At 71.6% G+C, this 18535-nt stretch carries 16 protein-coding genes; 3 read left to right on the top strand and 13 right to left on the bottom strand.

Features of this window, described 5'->3' with window-relative positions:
- Positions 1-26 precede the first annotated feature (26 nt).
- From pgl to tkt, 6 genes are read right to left on the bottom strand one after another with little or no spacing between them, the layout of a single operon-like run.
- A complete protein-coding gene (gene pgl, locus ACILRH_RS06890) occupies positions 27-752 on the bottom strand; it encodes a 6-phosphogluconolactonase (protein WP_395691828.1) in 726 nt (241 codons plus the stop codon).
- Positions 749-1657 (bottom strand): glucose-6-phosphate dehydrogenase assembly protein OpcA, encoded by a 909-nt coding sequence (locus ACILRH_RS06895; RefSeq protein ID WP_395691830.1) that lies wholly within the window; start codon positions 1655-1657, stop codon positions 749-751. The genes pgl and ACILRH_RS06895 overlap by 4 nt, the downstream gene beginning before the upstream one ends.
- Positions 1658-1659: 2 nt before the next feature.
- Positions 1660-3204 (bottom strand): glucose-6-phosphate dehydrogenase, encoded by a 1545-nt coding sequence (gene zwf / locus ACILRH_RS06900; RefSeq protein WP_395691832.1) that lies wholly within the window; start codon positions 3202-3204, stop codon positions 1660-1662.
- Positions 3201-4865, bottom strand: coding sequence for a glucose-6-phosphate isomerase (gene pgi, locus ACILRH_RS06905; RefSeq protein ID WP_395691833.1), 1665 nt, complete (start codon positions 4863-4865; stop codon positions 3201-3203). The genes zwf and pgi overlap by 4 nt, the downstream gene beginning before the upstream one ends.
- Positions 4862-5968 (bottom strand): transaldolase, encoded by a 1107-nt coding sequence (tal, locus tag ACILRH_RS06910; RefSeq protein WP_395691835.1) that lies wholly within the window; start codon positions 5966-5968, stop codon positions 4862-4864. The genes pgi and tal overlap by 4 nt, the downstream gene beginning before the upstream one ends.
- Positions 5969-6007: 39 nt before the next feature.
- On the bottom strand, positions 6008-8140 hold the full coding sequence (gene tkt, locus ACILRH_RS06915; RefSeq protein ID WP_395691837.1) for a transketolase: 2133 nt from the start codon (positions 8138-8140) through the stop codon (positions 6008-6010).
- A gap of 112 nt (positions 8141-8252) precedes the next feature.
- On the opposite strand from tkt, the gene ACILRH_RS06920 reads away from it, so the two are divergent.
- Positions 8253-9197: a heme o synthase gene (locus ACILRH_RS06920; protein ID WP_395691839.1), complete on the top strand. Its 945-nt coding sequence runs from the start codon at positions 8253-8255 to the stop codon at positions 9195-9197.
- 190 nt (positions 9198-9387) lie between these two features.
- Here the strand turns inward: ACILRH_RS06920 and ACILRH_RS06925 are convergent, their stop codons facing one another.
- The 7 genes from ACILRH_RS06925 to ACILRH_RS06955 form a co-directional block, all read right to left on the bottom strand.
- Positions 9388-11124 carry an APC family permease gene (locus tag ACILRH_RS06925; protein WP_395691841.1) on the bottom strand — a complete coding sequence of 579 codons (1737 nt, stop codon included), beginning with the start codon at positions 11122-11124 and terminating at the stop codon, positions 9388-9390.
- Between the two features lie 82 nt (positions 11125-11206).
- Complete coding sequence (locus ACILRH_RS06930) at positions 11207-12130, bottom strand: heme A synthase (protein WP_395691843.1); 924 nt, start codon at positions 12128-12130, stop codon at positions 11207-11209.
- Positions 12121-12891: an ABC transporter permease gene (locus tag ACILRH_RS06935; RefSeq protein ID WP_395692090.1), complete on the bottom strand. Its 771-nt coding sequence runs from the start codon at positions 12889-12891 to the stop codon at positions 12121-12123. The genes ACILRH_RS06930 and ACILRH_RS06935 overlap by 10 nt, the downstream gene beginning before the upstream one ends.
- Before the next feature lie 5 nt (positions 12892-12896).
- Positions 12897-13838, bottom strand: coding sequence for an ABC transporter ATP-binding protein (locus ACILRH_RS06940; protein WP_395691845.1), 942 nt, complete (start codon positions 13836-13838; stop codon positions 12897-12899).
- A 27-nt stretch (positions 13839-13865) separates the two neighbouring features.
- On the bottom strand, positions 13866-14537 hold the full coding sequence (locus ACILRH_RS06945) for a glycerophosphodiester phosphodiesterase (RefSeq protein ID WP_395691846.1): 672 nt from the start codon (positions 14535-14537) through the stop codon (positions 13866-13868).
- Complete coding sequence (locus tag ACILRH_RS06950; RefSeq protein ID WP_395691848.1) at positions 14534-15268, bottom strand: phosphatase PAP2 family protein; 735 nt, start codon at positions 15266-15268, stop codon at positions 14534-14536. Before ACILRH_RS06950 ends, ACILRH_RS06945 begins: the two co-directional genes overlap by 4 nt.
- A 140-nt stretch (positions 15269-15408) precedes the next feature.
- The gene (locus ACILRH_RS06955; protein WP_395691850.1) at positions 15409-16269 is read right to left on the bottom strand and encodes a lysylphosphatidylglycerol synthase domain-containing protein; all 861 of its coding nucleotides are present in this window, start codon (positions 16267-16269) and stop codon (positions 15409-15411) included.
- A gap of 107 nt (positions 16270-16376) precedes the next feature.
- Between ACILRH_RS06955 and ACILRH_RS06960 the strand changes: the two genes are divergently transcribed.
- Complete coding sequence (locus ACILRH_RS06960) at positions 16377-17087, top strand: helix-turn-helix transcriptional regulator (RefSeq protein ID WP_395691852.1); 711 nt, start codon at positions 16377-16379, stop codon at positions 17085-17087.
- A complete protein-coding gene (sufB, locus tag ACILRH_RS06965) occupies positions 17087-18505 on the top strand; it encodes a Fe-S cluster assembly protein SufB (protein WP_395691854.1) in 1419 nt (472 codons plus the stop codon). The genes ACILRH_RS06960 and sufB overlap by 1 nt, the downstream gene beginning before the upstream one ends.
- Positions 18506-18535 lie beyond the last annotated feature (30 nt).

The following is an 18535-nucleotide window of genomic DNA, read 5'->3' on the forward strand; positions in this document are numbered from 1 at the left end:
GGCGGCAGGAGCGCCGACTCGGCGAGCTACAGCTGGCTGGCCGCGGGTCGGTCGAGGAACCAGATGGTCTCGTCGTGGCCGGTGACGCCGGCGGCGGGGATGTCGTGTCGGTCGGCGCCGCCGAGCGCGCGGGCGACGGCGCCGGCCTTGCCGTCCCCGCTGACCAGGAACCAGACCGACCGGGCCCGGTTGAGGCTGGCGTTGGTCAGGCTGATCCGCTCCGGAGGGGGCTTGGGCGAGCCGGTCACGCCGACGGCGACCCCGTCGGCGTCGAGCTGGGGGAAGCCCGGGAACAGCGATGCGACGTGGCCGTCGGGGCCGATGCCGAGCATCACCACGTCGAACTCGCCCGCCCCGTGGTCGCGCACCGTCTCGGCGTACGCCGCCGCCCCGGCGTCGACGTCGGCCGCGTCGGCCGTCGACGGCATCGGGTGCACCTTGGCCGGGTCGGCACCGACGGCGTCGAGGAAGGCCGCCTGTGCCTGACCGGCGTTGCGGTCGGGGGAGTCCGGTGCGACGAAGCGCTCGTCGCCCCACCAGAGGACCACCTGGGACCAGTCGACCTCCGAGCCCGGTGAGAGGCGGGCGATCTCGCGGTGGATGTCGTCGGCGATGGTGCCACCGGTCAGCACCACCTGGGGCACGCCGCCGGCCGCCTGCGCGTCGGCGAGCCGGCTCAGCAGCTCGCCGGCGACGGCGGTCGCCAGGGCCGCCGCGTCGGGGTGGACCTCCACCCGGGGCGCGGCGCTCACGCGGACTCCATCTTCAGCAGCTTGCGGGCGGTCTCGGCGTACACGTCGTCCTCGTCGAGGCGCCGCAGCTCCTCGGCGAGCAGCTCGGGCAGGTCGCGTCGCTTGAGCGCGACCGGCCGGTCCGGTCGGTCGGGGGAGGAGAAGGTCGCCAGCTTGCCGTCGGCCCGCGAGATCGAGATCGGGCCGTCCTTGGACTCCAGCACCACCTCGGTGATCCCCGGCCCGGACGAGTTCTTGCGTCCGATCGGCACCTTGAGCCGGTCGGAGAGCCAGGCGACCAGCAGGTCGGCGCTGGGGCTGATCCGCTCGGCGGTGACCGAGCCGCCGGTCACTTTGACCGGCTGCTGGTCCAGCGCGGCCGCCAGGAGCGCTCGCCACGAGGTGATCCGGGTCCAGGCGAGGTCGGTGTTGCCGACGGTGTAGGCCTCGCACTGCCGGTGGATCGCCCGCGTCTTGTTGCGCGACGCCGCGGCCGCGTCGGTGATCCGGCGCTGCCCGAGGCGACCGATCGGGTCCTGGGACGGGTCGTCGGGCGGGTGGTTCGGCCACCAGACGGCGACCGGCGAGTCGGGCAGCAGCAGGGGCAGCACGACCGACTCGGGGTGCTTGACCACCTCGCCGTGCAGCCGGATCAGCGCGGTCTCGCCGGTCCAGCCGGACCCGATGCCGACCTGGGCGTTGACCTGGGCGGCGCCGCGGGCGCTGCCCAGGATCACGCCGAGCACCCGCGACGGGTGCTCGTGTGAGGCAGCACGAGCGGCCGCCATGGCCGACTCGGCGTCGTCGTCGTCGACGACGATGACCAGCGTCATCACCATGCCCATCGCGGGGCTGCCGGCCCGGCTGCGGGCGCGGAGGAACTCGGCGGCGATCTCTGACGAATTCGTGTCCAGGAGCTCGATCATCGTCAGGGCCTCCTCCAGACGCGGCCGTCGCGCGCGAGCATCGCGTCGGCGGACTCGGGCCCCCAGGTGCCGGAGGCGTACTGCTCGGGCTTGCTCTTGCCGGCCGCGTCCTGCTTGGCCCAGTGCTCGAGGATCGGGTCGAGGATCTTCCAGGAGAGCTCGACCTCCTCGTGCCGCGGGAAGAGCGGCGGATCGCCGAGCAGGACGTCGAGGATCAGCCGCTCGTAGGCCTCGGGCGAGGACTCGGTGAAGGCGCCGCCGTACACGAAGTCCATGTTCACGTCGCGGATCTCCATGTGGGTGCCGGGCACCTTGGAGCCGAACCGCAGGGTCACGCCCTCGTCGGGCTGCACGCGGATCACCAGCGCGTTCTGGGTCAGCTCCTCGGTCGCGGACGCGGCGAAGGGGAGGTGCGGCGCCCGCTTGAAGACGATCGCGACCTCGGTGACGCGACGGCCCAGACGCTTGCCGGTGCGCAGGTAGAACGGCACGCCGGCCCACCGTCGGGTCTCGACGTTGAGCGTGACGGCGGCGAAGGTCTCGGTCGTCGACGACCTCTTGATGCCCTCCTCCTCCAGGAAGCCCGGCACCTTCTCGCCCCCTGCCCATCCCGGGGCGTACTGCCCGCGCGCGGTCGTGAGGTCGAGGCGGCGGGGCAGGGTGACGCTGGAGAGCACCTTCTGCTTCTCGATCCGCAGGCTGTCGGCGTCGAACGACGTCGGCTCCTCCATCGCGACCAGGCACATCAGCTGCAGCAGGTGGTTCTGGATGACGTCGCGCGCGGCGCCGATGCCGTCGTAGTAGCCGGCTCGTCCGCCGATGCCGACGTCCTCGGCCATCGTGATCTGCACGTGGTCGACGTAGTTGGAGTTCCAGATCGGCTCGAACATCTCGTTGGCGAACCGCATCGCCAAGATGTTCTGCACCGTCTCCTTGCCGAGGTAGTGGTCGATCCGGAAGATCGAGCCCGACGGGAAGACGTCACCGAGCACCGCCTGCAGCTCCCGCGCCGACTCCAGGTCGTGGCCGAACGGCTTCTCGATGACCACGCGGCGCCACGAGCCCGGCTGCGCCTCGGCGAGCCCGTGCTCCTTGAGCTGGCTCACCACGGCGCCGAAGAACCCGGGCGGGATGGCCAGGTAGAACGCGTGGTTGCCACCGGTGCCCCGCAGCTCGTCGAGCTCCTCGATGGTGCGGCGCAGCCGCTCGAACGCGTGGTCGTCGTCGAAGTTGCCGGGGACGAAGCGGAAGCCCTCGGCGAGCTGCTGCCAGACCTCCTCCCGGAACTCGGTCCGGGCGTGCTCCTTGACCGAGTCGTGGACGATCTGGGCGAAGTCCTGGTCCGCCCAGTCGCGGCGGGCGAAGCCGGTCAGGCTGAAGCCGGGCGGCAGCAGGCCACGGTTCGCGAGGTCGTAGATCGCCGGCATGATCTTCTTGCGGGACAGGTCGCCGGTGACGCCGAAGAGGACCATCCCGCTCGGCCCCGCGATGCGGGGCAGGCGGCGGTCGCGCGGATCGCGCAGGGGGTTGGCCGGGAAGCCGGTCACGAGCGGTGCCTCCGGTAGTAGGCGATGAGGGCGCGGGTCGAGGGGTCCTGCCGGGCCGCGACCTCGGTGTCACCCGAGACCGCCGGGCTGAGCTGCTGGGCGAGCTGCTTGCCGAGCTCGACGCCCCACTGGTCGAACGAGTCGATGCCCCAGACCACGCCCTGGGTGAACGTGATGTGCTCGTAGAGCGCGATCAACTGCCCGAGCACCGACGGCGTCAGCCGCGGGGCCATGATGGACGCGGTCGGCCGGTTGCCGGTGAACACCCGGGCCGGGACGATCGCCTCGGCGGTGCCCTCCGCCCGGACCTCGTCGGCGGTCTTGCCGAACGCCAGCGCCTGGGTCTGGGCGAAGAAGTTGGCGAGGAACAGCTCGTGGACGTCGGTCGTGCCGTCGCGCAGCGGATACGCCGGCTCCGCGAACGCGATGAAGTCGGCCGGCACCAGCCGGGTGCCCTGGTGGATCAGCTGGTAGAACGCGTGCTGGCCGTTGGTGCCCGGCTCGCCCCAGAACACCTCCCCGGTGTCGGTCGTGACCGGCGTGCCGTCCCAGCGCACGCCCTTGCCGTTGGACTCCATCGTCAGCTGCTGGAGGTACGCCGGGAACCGGTGCAGCAGCTGGGAGTAGGGGAGCACGGCGTGCGTCTGGGCACCGAGGAAGTTGGCGTACCAGACGTTGAGCAGCCCCATGAGGACCGGGACGTTCCGGTCCAGGGGCGTCGTGCGGAAGTGCTCGTCCATCGCGTGCATGCCCGCCAGCAGGTCGGAGAAGGCCTCCGGGCCGATCGCGACGACCAGGGAGGTGCCGATGGCCGAGTCGACCGAGTAGCGGCCGCCGACCCAGTCCCAGAAGCCGAACGCGTTCTGCGGGTCGATGCCGAAGTCGGCCACCTTGTCCAGGGCGGTCGACACGGCGACGAAGTGGCGCGCGACCGCACTCTGCTGATCCAGGTGCGGGTCCCCGTCGGCGAGCCCGTCCAGCAGCCAGGCCTTGCACAGGCGCGCGTTGGTCAGCGTCTCGAGCGTGCCGAAGGTCTTGCTGGAGACGATGAACAGCGTGGTCGCGGGGTCCAGCCCCGCCAGCTTCGTGGCGGCGTCGGTCGGGTCGATGTTGCTGATGAACCGGCACTCCAGGCCAGCCTGGCGGTAGGGGCGCAGCGCCTCGTATGCCATCACCGGGCCGAGATCGGAGCCACCGATGCCGATGTTGACGACCGTGCGGATGCGCTTCCCGGTCACCCCGGTCCACGCGCCGGACCGGACCCGGTCGGCGAACTCGTAGACGCGACGCAGCACCTCGTGCACCTCGGCCGCCACGTCCTGCCCGTCCACCTGCAGGCGGGCGTCGGGCGGCAGGCGGAGGGCGGTGTGCAGGACGGCCCGGTCCTCGGTCACGTTGATGTGCTCGCCTCGGAACATCGCGTCCCGCCGGTCGGCGAGGCCGACCTGGTCGGCGAGTTCGAGGAGTGCGGGCAGCACCTCCCCGTCGATCAGGCCCTTGGAGAGGTCGACATGCAGGTCGGCCGCCGAGAAGGTCAGCCGGTCGGCCCGCCCCGGGTCCTCGTCGAACCACCGGCGCAGGTCCGGGGCGAACCCCTCGGCGAGCGACGTGAGCCGGCCCCAGGCCGGGCTGTTGGTCGCGTCGACCGGCGCCCCGCTCACGCCCGGGCCTTCTCCATCTGGCCCGAGACGGTCTCGACCAGCTCGGTCCACGACTTCTTGAACTTGTCGACGCCCTCGGTCTCCAGGACCAGGAGGACGTCCTCGAAGTCGATCCCGACCTCCGTGAGCCGGTCGAGCAGCGCCTGCCCCTCGCCCGCCTTGCCGGTGACGACGTCGCCGAGCAGCTCTCCGTGGTCGGCGAAGGCGTCCATCGTCTTCTCCGGCATCGTGTTGACGGTCTCGGCGACGACGAGGTCGCGGACGTACATGGTGTCGTCGTAGTCCGGGTTCTTGACCCCGGTCGAGGCCCACAGCGGACGCTGCCGGTTGGCCCCGGCCGCCTCGAGGTCACGCCACCGGTCGGAGCCGAAGACCTCCTCGAACGCGCCGTAGGCCACCAGCGCGTTGGCCACGGCGGCCTTGCCACGCAGCGCGAGGGCGACGTCGGAGCCGACCGCCTCGAGCCGCTTGTCGACCTCGGTGTCGACGCGGGAGACGAAGAACGACGCCACCGAGTGGATCGTGGACAGGTCGCGCCCGGCGTCGCGGGCCTGCTCGAGACCGGTGAGGTAGGCGTCCATGACCTCGCGGTAGCGGAGCTCACCGAAGATCAGGGTGACGTTGACGCTGATCCCCTCGGAGATCGCCGTGGTGATCGCCGGCAGCCCCTCGAGCGTCGCGGGGATCTTGATGAGCGCGTTGGGACGGTCGACCGCCGACCACAGCGCCCGGGCCGACGCGATCGTGCCCTCGGTGTCGTTGGCGAGGTCGGGCTCCACCTCGATCGAGACGCGCCCGTCGTACGGCGTCGCCTCGTGCACCGGCGCCATGATGTCGCAGGCGTTGCGCACGTCCTCGGTCGTCAGCTCGAAGACCACCTTGTCGACCGGCTCGCCCTTGTCGACGAGCTGGGCGACCTGCTCGTCGTAGCGCTCGCCGTCGGCGATCGCCGCCGCGAAGATGGTCGGGTTGGTCGTCACGCCGACGACGTGCTTCTCCCGCACCAGGTCGGCGAGGTTGCCGGTCTCGATGCGCTCGCGCGACAGGTCGTCGAGCCAGATCGACACCCCCGCATCGGACAAGTCCTTCAGACGGTCGGTCATGCTGTTCTCCCTTGCAGACGGTGGGTGTGGACGGTCCGGTCAGGCGGTGACCGCCGCGACGGAGTCGAGCGCGGCGGCGACGACGGCGTCGCTGGTGATGCCGAACTCCTGGTAGATCCGCGCGTAGTCCGCCGACGCGCCGTAGTGGTCGATCGAGATGATCCGGCCGTGGTCGCCGACGTACTCGCGCCAGCCCTGCTTCACGCCGGCCTCGACCGAGACCCGGGCACGGACGGTCGGCGGCAGCACGGTGTCGCGGTAGGACTGGTCCTGGGCCTCGAACCACTCCTGGCACGGCATCGACACCACGCGGGCGCCGACGCCGGCGGCGGCCAGCTGCTCGCGAGCCTCGACCGCGATCTGGACCTCCGAGCCGGTGCCGATCAGGACGACGTCGGGAAGGCCCGCCTTGCCGTCGATCTCCGGCGCGTCGAGCAGGACGTAGGCGCCCTTGGCGACCCCGTCGGTGTCCGCCCAGCGCTCACCGGTGTCCGCATCGGTGCCCCGAGGGAACACCGGCACGTTCTGCCGGGTCAGGGCGAGGGCCGCCGGCCGGTCGCTGTGGCCGAGGATGGCGAGCCAGGCCGCAGCCGTCTCGTTGGCGTCCGCGGGACGGACGACGTCGAGCCCCGGCATCGCGCGCAGCGCGGCGAGGTGCTCGATGGGCTGGTGGGTCGGGCCGTCCTCGCCGAGACCGATCGAGTCGTGCGTCCAGACGTACGTCACCGGCAGCTGGCTGAGGGCGGCCACCCGCACCGCGCCGCGCATGTAGTCGGAGAAGGTGAGGAACGTGCCCCCGAACACGCGGGTGAGCGAGTCGGCCGCGATGCCGTTCATGATCGCGCCCATGCCGTGCTCGCGGATCCCGAAGTGGAGCACCCGGCCCTGGTAGGGGTCGGCCTGCCACTCCTTCACGGACCGGCTCTCCGGCAGGAAGGACGGCGCGCCCTTGATCGTGGTGTTGTTGGAGCCGGCCAGGTCGGCCGAGCCGCCCCACAGCTCCGGCATCACCGGGGCGACAGCGTTGATCACGTCGCTCGACGCGACCCGGGTCGCGACGCCCTTCTCGCTGGGCTCGAAGGTCGGCAGCGCGTCCGCGAGCCCGTCGGGGAGCTCGCGCGCCTTGAGCCGGTGCAGCAGCGCGGCCTTGTCGGGGTTCGCCTCGGACCACGCGGTGTACCTCTCGTCCCACTCCGCGCCGAGGGCGGCGCCCCGCTCGCTCAGCGACCGGGTGTGGGCCAGGACGTCGGCAGGGACCTCGAAGGTCTGGTCGGGGTCCCACCCGAGCACCTTCTTGGTGGCGGCCACCTCGTCGGCGCCGAGGGCGCTGCCGTGGGCCTTCTCGGTCCCCTGCGCGTTCGGCGCGGGCCAGGCGATGATGGTGTCGAGGACGATCAGCGACGGCTTGTCGGTGACCTCGCCGGCGGCGACGATCGCGGCGTGGAGGGCGGCCACGTCCTCGACGTACTCCGTGCCGCCGTTGGTCCAGTCGACGACCTGCACGTGCCAGCCGTAGGCCCCGTAGCGCGCCGCCACGTCCTCGGTGAAGGCGATGTCCGTGTTGCCCTCGATCGAGATCTTGTTGCGGTCGTAGATCAGCGTCAGGTTGCCCAGCTCCTGGGTCCCGGCGATCGAGCTCGCCTCGCCGCTGACGCCCTCCTCGAGGTCGCCGTCGGAGCACAGCGCGTAGACGTGGTGGTCGAAGAGACTCTCACCGGGAGCGGCGTCCGGGTCCAGCAGCCCGTGCACCCGGCGAGCAGACATCGCCATCCCGACCGCGTTTGCGACGCCCTGGCCCAGCGGGCCGGTCGTGACCTCGACCCCCGCGGTGTGGTGGAGCTCGGGGTGGCCCGGCGTCTTCGAGCCCCAGGTGCGCAGCGCCTTGAGGTCGTCGAGCTCGAGACCGAAGCCGCCGAGGTAGAGCTGGGTGTAGAGCGTGATGCTCGAGTGTCCGCACGACAGGACGAACCGGTCGCGGGCGATCCACCGCGGGTCGGCGGGGTCGTGGCGCATCACCTTCTGGAAGAGCAGGTAGGCGGCCGGCGCCAGGCTCATGGCCGTCCCCGGGTGCCCGTTGCCGACCTTCTGGACGGCGTCCATCGCCAGCACCCGGGCTGTGTCCACCGCCTTGTCGTCGACGTCGGTCCAGTCCAGTCGAGCGGTTCCGGTCACAGGATTCCTTTCGGGTGGGTCAGCCAGGCCCGAGCCTACTCATGACGGGGGTTAGACTCCCACCCGTCCAATGCCGTGTTCAGGTACCCGCATTCCCTCCCCGAGGAACCCCGTGACGTACGTCGGCCACCCGGCCGCTGCTGCCCAGCAGCCAGCGGCTGAGCGCGCGACCGTCAGGGACGTCGTCGCGGCGTACGTCGGCCTCACCAAGCCGCGGGTCATCGAGCTGTTGCTGCTGACGACGGTGCCGGTGATGTTCTTCGCCGCGCGGGGGGTGCCGCCCCTCGGGCTGGTGGTGGCGACCGTGGTCGGCGGCACGTTCTCGGCCGGCTCCGCGTCGGTGTTCAACTGCGTCTACGACCGTGACATCGACGAGCAGATGCGCAGGACCCGGCGCCGCGCGCTCCCGCGGCACATCGTGTCGCCGGCCGCCGCCCTGGTCTTCGGCTCGGTGCTCGGCGTGCTGTCGACGGTGATCCTCTACGTCTGGGTCAACCCGCTCTCCGCGCTCCTGTCGGTGCTCGCCAACGCGTTCTACGTGCTCGGCTACACGATGCTGCTCAAGCGACGGACGACCCAGAACATCGTCTGGGGCGGCATCGCGGGATGCTTCCCGACGCTGATCGGCTGGACCGCGGTGACCGGCGAGCTGTCCTGGACCCCGGTCGTGCTGTTCCTCGTCGTCTTCTTCTGGACCCCGCCGCACACCTGGGCGCTCGCGCTCCGCTACCGCGAGGACTACGCGAACGTCGACGTGCCGATGCTTCCGGTCGTGATGCCGGCCCGTCAGGTGGGCCTGCGGATCGTGGTCTACAGCTGGCTGATGGTGGCGACGTCGCTGCTGCTCTGGCCGGTCGCCGGCACCGGCCTGTTCTACCCGCTCGCCGCGGGTGTCCTGGGGGCGGTCTTCCTGGTCGAGGCCCACCGGATGTGGGGCCGCTGCCGCGACACCGAGAGCCTCGCCGTGATCCAGCCGATGCGGCTGTTCCACACCTCGAACCTCTACCTCTCGCTGCTGTTCGTGGCGGTCGCGCTCAGCCCGCTCGTCACCCGCTGACCCGCACCCGCCGGGGCCGGGCGAGGATCCGTCGCAGAAATCTGCGGTGGTGAGGCAACCGATCCGGCTGCCGCCGCGTCAGAGGGGTTGACGGCGGCCGGCCCGGTCACGGGGGAGCGGGAGGCCGCCGTCATCTCCCCTGTGGTGGTGAGCAGCCCGGCTGTCGGCCGTGGCCCCCGAGCGCCGGGCGTCAGCCCTCGCCCAGCCCGCCGGGGGACTCCTCCTCGGTCCCCTCGGTGTCGGGGCGGTGCTCGAACGTCTCGCCGGTCAGCGGGTCGACCGCGACCTGGCCGGGCGGCAGGTTGGACAGGTCCGGCGCGATGACGGTGGGCATCACGCCGCTGTCGGGGAGCGTGCGGACGGCGGTCGCGTCGGCGACGTCGGGCACATCGGGGGTGAGGAGCACCAGCTCGGTGGAGTCGCGGCGCGGCAGCGTCTCGCCCCGGAAGTAGGCCGGGGACACCGCCTGCCGGATCACCATGAGCACGACCCCGATCACCAGGGAGCCGACGCCGAGCAGGAAGACGCCGCCGACGTTCGCGATGCTGGTGTAGCCGTAGTTCGGGTCGGCGTAGGTCTTCGAGGCCCAGACGAAGGCGCCCAGCAGCATCGTGCCGCCGAGGAAGGGCAGGAGCCCCTGCATGACGAGGTCGCGCGGGCGGTACCAGAAGGTCCTGCGGTAGAACCACACGCACGCGTAGCCGGTCAGGCCGTAGTAGAACGCGATCATCAGGCCGACGGCGGCGATCGTGTCGGCCAGGATGTTGGCGCTGAGCAGGGTGAGCCCGACGTAGAAGGCGATCGACACGACGCCCATCCACACGGTGGAGTCGGTCGGTGTCAGGTAGCGCGGGTGGATCCGGTCGAATCGCTCGGGGATCGCCTTGAACGCCGCCATCGAGAGTGCCGTGCGCGCCGTCGGCAGGATGGTCGTCTGCGTGCTCGCGGACGCCGAGGTCAGGATCGAGATCGAGAGCAGGTGGATCATGACCCAGCCGAACGCTCCCGAGCCGAAGACCGCGCTGCCCATGGCGGCGAACACGTCGTCCGCGTTCGCCTCGTTGCCCAGCCCGATCCCGGTGGTGCCGACGCCGGCATAGGCGATCGTGGCGACCGACACCAGCGCGTAGGTCAGCAGCAGGAGGACCGTGGAGAGCACCGCGGCGCGGCCCGGTGTCGTCGCGGGGTCGTCGGCCTCCTCGTTGGTCGCGACGGCGGTGTCCCAGCCCCAGTAGATGAAGACGGCGATCAGGCTGGCCGTGACCAGACCGGTGCCCGTGATGCCGGACAGGGAGAACCAGGACAGGCTCGGGGTGATGGCTGTCGGGACGTCACCCCACGTCGCCTTCGCCAAGGCGACCACGGCGAAGACGATGAGGACCAGGACCTCCATGCCCAGCAGGGCGTACTGCAGCCGCACCGAGACCTCGATGCCGCGGTAGCAGATGTAGGTCATCACCGCGATCCAGACGACGCCGGCGACCGTCGACCACAGCGTGCTGGCGGCGAGCGAGTCGAGGCCGAAGAACGTGAAGGTGTAGGAGCCGGCGATCTGGGCGAGGTTCGCCATCACGATGATGTCGGCGACGATGATGCCCCAGCCGCCCATCCACCCGACCCGGGTGCCGAAGGCCCGCGCGGCCCAGGTGAAGGTGGTGCCGCAGTCGGGCTCGGCGCGGTTGAGCTCGGCGTACGCGACGGCGATGAAGTACATCGGGACGAACGCCAGCACCATGATGAGCGGCGCCTTGACGCCGATGATCCCCGATCCGTTCTGGGTGATCACGACGTAGCCCAGGCTGGCCGCGAGGCTGTACGCCGGCGCGGTCGACGCGATGCCGACGACGATGCTCCCGATCAGCCCGATCGCACCCGGCTTGAGGCCTTTCCCGACGCTCTCTGCTGCTGGGGTGTCGGTCTGCGTCACGGCGGCCTGCCTCGTGTCGGAGTGGGACGGCGACGTGACCCTAGCGGCGCCCGCGCGCGCCCGAGGCAACTCGGCGGGTGGTCTAGGCCCGCCGCTCGGACGCGGGCTCGCGCACCTGGATGAGCGCCCACGTGACGGTCGCGGAGATCACAGCGGCGCCGAGCATGTGGAAGGCGACCAGGACGACGGGCAGGTGGGTGAAGTACTGCACGAAGCCGATCGCGCCCTGCCCGACGGACACGACCAGCAGCCACACGACCGCGCTCCGCGTCGTCCGCGGAAAGCCGCCCGCCACCACCGCGAACAGCAGGCCGAGCGAGAGACCGAGGAAGAGGAACACCAGGTCGGCGTGGAGCTGGCTGACCTGCAGCGGGCTGAAGCCGTTGCGCGCCGACCCCGCGTCCCCGGCGTGCGGGCCGGCGCCGGTGACCACGGTGCCGACGTAGAGGACCGCCCACGCGGACGCGAACGTCGCCCAGGCCAGGCCGACGACCGGGCCGCGCGGGCGGACGCCTGGGGCCGGCCGCGAGACCCGCTGCAGGAACAGCACGGCGACGTCGATGATCAGCAGCGAGCACAGCAGGTGGAGCGAGACGATCCAGGGGTTGAGGTCGGTGAGCACCGCGATGCCCCCGATCACCGCCTGCGCGGGGATGCCGAGGGCCATCACCAGCGCGAGCCGGCGCAGGTCGCGGCGTCCGGACTGCCAGGCGGCCACGAAGGTCCCGACCGCCACGGCGACCAGCACGTAGGTCAGCAGGCGGTTGCCGAACTCGATGGCCTGGTGGATGTCGTAGGCGCCGTGGGGGGTGAACGACTCCTCGGTGCACCGTGGCCAGGTCGGGCAGCCCAGGCCCGAGCCGGTCAGCCGCACCACGCCGCCGGTCACCACGATCACGCAGTTGGCGACGATCGACGCCCAGGCCCAGCCGGGCAGCCACTCGTCGAGCCGCCGGAGCCGCCCGGGTCGTGCCGGCGTCACGTCCTGCGTCTGGGTCACTCCCACTTGAAGGTCCTCGCAGTCAGGGTCGTTCCGACAGCGGCCCAGAGCACCAGGACCCCGAGGTCCCGCCAGGACGTGGTGCCGTCGATGAGCGCAGCGCGCATCGCGCTGCCGAGCGCCCCCGAGGGCAGCCACCGCACCACGCCGCCGAACGCGCCGTAGGCCGAGATCGGCAGCACGACGGCGCCACCGGCGAGCAGCAGCAGGTAGATCAGGTTCGCCGCCGCCAGGGTGGCCTCGGCGCGCAGCACGCCCGCGACGAAGAGGCCGAGCGAGGCGAAGGCCGCGGTCCCGAGCGCGACGGCGAGCACGAAGCCGAGCACGTCCGGCGTCGGGTCCCAGTCGAGGGCGAGCGCGACCCCGCCGATGATCACGACCTGCAGCACCTCGACCAGCAGCAACGCGCCGACCTTGCCCAGCAGCAGGCCCGAGCGGGGCAGCGGCGAGGCGCCGAGCCGCTTGATGACGCCGTAGCGGCGCTCGAACCCGGTCGCGATGGCGAGGGAGGTGAACGCCGTCGACATGATCGCCAGCGCCAGGACGCCCGGGGCGAAGACGTCGACGGGGTCGTGGTCGAGGGAGAGCCCGAGGTGCTCGGACCCGGTGACGCCGCCGACGAGCACGATCACCGGGATCACGACGGCCAGGAGCAGCTGCTCGCCGTTGCGCACCATCAGGCGCGCCTCCATGCGGGCCTGGGCGAGCACCTGCCGTGACAGGGGCGCGGCGCCCGGCCGGGGCGTGAAGGTGCCGACGCTGCCGATGGTGGTCACGGCGTCAGCCCCCGTCCGGTGAGCTGCAGGAAGACGTCCTCGAGGTTGCGCTGCCCCAGCGTCAGCGACTCCGGCAGCACGCCGAACTCCTCGCACCACCGCGAGACGCGCGCGAGGGTCGAGGGGTCGGCCGGACCGGTCACCAACAGGCTGACCTCGTCGAGCTGGGCGACCTCGGTCCCCGCGCCGAGCGCGGCCGCGAGGGAGCCGGGAGCACCCGCCGGGAACGGCCGCGTCACGACCAGCCGGATGGTCGCGTGCGTGCCGCCGCGGGTCAGCTCCAGGGGCGAGCCGGAGGCGATCAGCCGACCGTGGTCGATGATGTGGATGTGGTCGGCGAGCCGCTCGGCCTCGTCCATGTAGTGCGTGGTGAGCACGACCGTCACGCCGTCGCCGCGCAGCTCCTCGAGCAGCTGCCACGTGGTGCGGCGGGCCTGCGGGTCCATCCCCGCGGTCGGCTCGTCCACGAAGACCAGGTCCGGCCGGCCGACGACCGCCATCGCCAGGCCGAGCCGCTGTTGCTGGCCACCGCTCAGCCGCCGGTACGGCGTGCGACCGCACTCGCCCAGCCCGAGCCGCTCGGCCAGCATCCCCGTGTCGAGCGGGTGTGCGTGGAGCCGGGCGACGTGCTCGAGCATCTCCATCGCCCGCACGCCGCTCCAGGCGCCACCGCCCTGCAGCATCACCCCGATGCGGGGGAGCAGGTCGCGACGGTCCCGCACCGGGTCCAGCCCCAGGACGCGCACGGAGCCCTGCTGCGGCTTGCGGTAGCCCTCGCAGGTCTCCAGCGTGGTGGTCTTGCCGGCTCCGTTGGGACCGAGCACCGCGGTGATCGAGTCGCGCTCGACGGTCAGCGACAACTCGTCGACGGCGACCTTGTCGCCGTAGCGCATCACCAGGCCGTCGACGACGACGGCAGGGTCGGGTCCACCGGGCACGCACCGAGTCTAGGAACGAGGGCTGGGTCACACCGCCCCGGGCCTGCGTCCGACGACCTCACGCAGGATCGCCGGCTCGTCGCTGATGATGCCGTTCGCGCCCAGGTCGAGGACCGTCTCGAGCCGGTCGAGGTCGTTGACCGGCCACGTCATGACGACCTCGACGTGACGGCGCAGCAGCTCGACGAGCGCGGGGTCGAGCAGCGAGCAGTGGACGGACACCCCGTACGGCGCGGTCCGGCGTGCGTCCGCGACCCGGGACACCAGCGCCGACAGCTCACCCCTGGTCCGGGCCGACAGCACGGGGTCGACGTACGTCAGCCGGTCGGCGACGTGCTCGACCACCGGCCAGTGCCGTCCGCACACCAGGACCCGGTGCCCGGGTGCGCGCTCGTGCAGCAGCCGCGCGACGGCGCGACCGGTCGACTCGCGGCGCCCCTTGAGGTCCAGCATGAAGACCGCTCCGCGGCGGTCCGCCTCGAGCAGCTCGTCGAGCCCGAGCCGGGGCGCCCAGGCGGGGGCGAGCGTCCAGGTGTCCCAGAGGAACGGGAGCGGGCCCGCGGTCTTGAGGTGCCGCACCTCGAGCCGGCCGCGGAAGGCATGGACGTCGCACTCCACGACGTCGACACCGAGCTGGTTGGCCGCGTGCAGCCCGGTGAGGGAGTTGCCGGCCCGGTGGGCGATGGCGAGGAGGCTCATGGCGCTGCCGCCCGGTGGTCACGGCGCCGCTCGAGGAGGAGGGCGGCGGCGTACCCGACGAGGGCGAGCGCGAGTCCCGCCACGACGTCGACCACGTAGTGGTTGCCGGTGGCCACGACGGCCACGGACATGAGGACCGGGAGCACCCAGCCGATCGCGCGGACCGCGACCCAGGCGGCAGCCGTCGCGATCGAGATGCCGACGAGCAGGTCCCAGCCGGCGTGCAGGCTCGGCATGGCGGCGTACTGGTTGACGAAGTTCGGCGGCTGCAGCACCCGGTAGGCCCTCGACGAGGCCGTGACGGTATCCATGAGCTCGCCGTCGGCGAGCCGGGGCGGTGCGACCGGGAATCCGACGAAGACGACCAGGCCCAGGGCGCCCGACACGAGCATCGCGTCGCGCAGCCGGAGGAAGTGTCGGCGGTGGCGCCACGCCAGCCACGCCATGGTGACGATGATGACCGGCCAGTGCCCCCAGATGTAGATCCAGTTGACCACCGTCTGGCCCGCCGCCGTCGCGATGAACGGCGCCTGGACGGTGGCCTCGAGGTCGAGGTGGACGTGGCGCTCGAGGTCCGCCACCGCACGGGCGTGTGCAAAGGCGCTCGCCGGAGCGGCCGCCGTCAGCCCGCGCACCTGGAAGTAGCAGAACACGCCCGCCGCGACGACGGCGACCTGCCCGAGGAACCAGCGCAGGCGGGCGCGCGCAAGCATGCGATCCGGCATCAGCATGGCCGACCCTCCGTGGACCTCACCACCGATGATGCCGCGGCGTCACCGGCCGGGCCGGAGGCGAAGGTCCCGCGGGCGCACCGGAGTTCGTCCCGGGCTCCGGGACCGGTCGGCCGGGTCCCGCGCCGGTCAGGCGGGGGTCAGGCGGGGGTCAGCGCCGTGCGACGGTGGTGGAGCAGGCTGGTGCCCCCGAGCACGAGCCCGGGGAGCCAGGCGATGGCGGCCTTGATCGACACCGCCGCGACCGCGGCCGCCCAGGGGACGCCCGCGGCGACGAGCCCGATCACGAGGGCACCGTCGCGGGGACTGGCACCGTTCGGGCCCGGCACCGCGCCGGCCAGCTGGCTGGCACCGAAGGCGCCGAGGACGGCGAGAGGTGAGACGGTGTGCCCGGTCGCGCCGACCGCCCCGAGCAGCAGGGCCGCGATCGAGAGCTGGTAGCCGGCCGACAGCAGCAGGCCGTGAGCGAGGGCACGCGGCGGGGGGAGCGGCCGGCTGGGCAACAGCCCCGGCCGGACCCGGCGGAGCACGAGCACGGTGACGATCGCCGCCAGCGAGACCCCGGCCACCCCGAGCAGCATTCGCACCGGCAGCGCGGTCCCGGCGAAGGCGACGAACGCGGCCAGCCCGAGCGCGCCGACGAGGCGGTCGGAGCCGACGCTCACGACGGCGTCGCCGCGACCCAGACCGGCACCGGTGAGTCGCTTGAGCCGCCACAGGTCGGCGCCGACGTGCCCCGGCGTCAGCAGCCCGAGCAGCTCGGACTCGGCGTAGGCCCGCAGGTACCAGCGGCGGCTGAGGTCGGCGTCGGTGAGAGCGCGCCATCGCAGCGGGCAGAGGAGGTACTTGCCGACCACCCAGGGTGCGAGCCCGGCCAGCACCGGCCAGACGGTCACGTGCGGCAGGCGAGGCAGCGTGATCACGGGGACGAGCAGGCTCACCGCCACCCCCACCGCCAAGACGGTGCGGGAATGGAGGACGGCGCGCAGGCGATCGATCATGCTGCTGCGAGTGTGGCAGGACCGTCCGAAAATGCCGAACCGGAGCGGGGAAGACCTTAGGTGAACCTTACTTGAACGGCTCCGGGCAATAAGAGCACACTGGCGTTGTGGAATTCGAGGAGGCGCGCGCGACGGTCCCGCAGGGGACGTCGGCACCGGGCCACGACCAGCCGACGCGCGAGCGCGTGGCCCGGTCGATCCTCGTCAACGGCCCCTCGACGGCCGCCGCCCTCGCGGAGCGGCTGGACCTGACGCCGGCCGCCGTGCGCCGGCACCTCGACCAGCTCCTCGAGGAGGGCGCGGTCGAGGCCCGCGAGCCGCGGAGCACCGCGGTGCGCGGCCGGGGCCGGCCCGCCAAGGTGTTCGCGCTGACCGAGGCCGGCCGCGACCTGTTCGACCAGCAGTACGACGACCTCGCCGTCCAGGCCCTGCGCTTCCTGCGCGAGACCGGCGGTGACACCGCGGTGCGGGAGTTCGCCACGCGTCGAGCGGCGTTCATCTCCGAGCGGTTCGAGGGCGTTCGCGCGGAGCACCCGGAGCTCGGGTCCGCCGAGGTGCTGGCGAAGGTCTTCACCGACGAGGGGTACGCCGCCGCGGTGCGCGACGTGCCCGTGGGAGAGCAGCTGTGCCAGCAGCACTGCCCGGTCTCCCACGTCGCCCACGAGTTCCCGCAGCTGTGCGAGGCCGAGACGCAGGCGATCAGCCTGGTGCTCGGCCGACATGTGCAGCGCCTGGCCACGATCGCCCACGGCGACGGGGTCTGCACCACCTGCATCCCCGACATCCCGACCACCGACACGAAGGAGCGGGTCAGCTGATGACCTCCATCGAGGAGCTCAACCCCGAGCTCAAGGGCATCGGACGCTACGAGTTCGGCTGGGCCGACCCGGACGTCGCCGGCGCAGCCGCCCAGCGCGGTCTCACCGAGGCCGTCGTCCGCGACATCTCGTCGAAGAAGGACGAGCCGCAGTGGATGCTCGACCTGCGCCTGAAGGGCCTCAAGCTCTTCGGCCGCAAGCCGATGCCGACCTGGGGCTCCGACCTCAGCGCGATCGACTTCGACAACATCAAGTACTTCGTCCGCTCCAGCGAGAAGCAGGCCGCCTCGTGGGAGGACCTGCCCGAGGACATCAAGAACACCTACGACAAGCTCGGCATCCCGGAGGCGGAGAAGCAGCGCCTGGTCGCCGGCGTCGCCGCCCAGTACGAGTCCGAGGTGGTCTACCACTCGATCCGCGAGGACCTCGAGGAGAAGGGCGTCCTCTTCCTCGACACCGACACCGCGCTCAAGGAGCAGCCGGAGCTGTTCCAGGAGTACTTCGGCACGGTCATCCCCGTCGGTGACAACAAGTTCGCTGCGCTCAACACCGCGGTGTGGTCGGGCGGTTCGTTCATCTACGTGCCCAAGGGCGTGCACGTCGACATCCCGCTGCAGGCCTACTTCCGGATCAACACCGAGAACATGGGCCAGTTCGAGCGGACCCTGATCATCGTCGACGAGGACGCCTACGTGCACTACGTCGAGGGCTGCACCGCGCCGATCTACAGCTCGGACTCGCTGCACTCGGCCGTCGTCGAGATCATCGTGAAGAAGGGCGGCCGCTGCCGCTACACCACGATCCAGAACTGGTCGAACAACGTCTACAACCTCGTCACCAAGCGCGCGACCTGCGAGGCCGGCGCCACGATGGAGTGGGTCGACGGCAACATCGGCTCCAAGGTCACGATGAAGTACCCGGCCGTCTACCTGATGGGCGAGCACGCCAAGGGTGAGACGCTGTCGATCGCGTTCGCGGGCGAGGGTCAGCACCAGGACGCCGGCGCGAAGATGGTGCACGCGGCGCCGCACACCTCGTCGTCCATCCTGTCGAAGTCCGTGGCGCGCGGCGGCGGGCGGACGTCGTACCGCGGCCTGATCCAGGTCAACGAGGGCGCGCACGGCTCGAAGTCCAACGTGCTGTGCGACGCGCTGCTGGTCGACCAGATCAGCCGCAGTGACACCTACCCCTACGTGGACATCCGCGAGGACGACGTCTCCATGGGCCACGAGGCCAGCGTCTCCAAGGTGTCCGACGACCAGCTCTTCTACCTCATGTCGCGCGGCATGGAGGAGGACGAGGCGATGGCGATGATCGTGCGCGGCTTCGTCGAGCCGATCGCCAAGGAGCTCCCGATGGAGTACGCGCTGGAGCTGAACCGCCTGATCGAGCTCCAGATGGAGGGTGCGGTCGGCTGAGAGCCGACCCCCTCGTTGGTCGAGGAACGA

This window comes from Nocardioides sp., from assembly GCF_044226765.1.
GTDB lineage: Bacteria > Actinomycetota > Actinomycetes > Propionibacteriales > Nocardioidaceae > Nocardioides.

What these genes read in the sequence shown, in the direction of transcription:
- ACILRH_RS06895 (WP_395691830.1), bottom strand. Translation starts at nt 1,657, where the DNA reads ATGATCGAGCTCCTGGACACGAATTCGTCAGAGATCGCCGCCGAGTTC.
- tal (WP_395691835.1), bottom strand. Translation starts at nt 5,968, where the DNA reads ATGACCGACCGTCTGAAGGACTTGTCCGATGCGGGGGTGTCGATCTGG.
- ACILRH_RS06945 (WP_395691846.1), bottom strand. Translation starts at nt 14,537, where the DNA reads ATGAGCCTCCTCGCCATCGCCCACCGGGCCGGCAACTCCCTCACCGGG.
- ACILRH_RS06950 (WP_395691848.1), bottom strand. Translation starts at nt 15,268, where the DNA reads ATGCTGATGCCGGATCGCATGCTTGCGCGCGCCCGCCTGCGCTGGTTC.
- ACILRH_RS06955 (WP_395691850.1), bottom strand. Translation starts at nt 16,269, where the DNA reads ATGATCGATCGCCTGCGCGCCGTCCTCCATTCCCGCACCGTCTTGGCG.
- sufB (WP_395691854.1), top strand. Translation starts at nt 17,087, where the DNA reads ATGACCTCCATCGAGGAGCTCAACCCCGAGCTCAAGGGCATCGGACGC.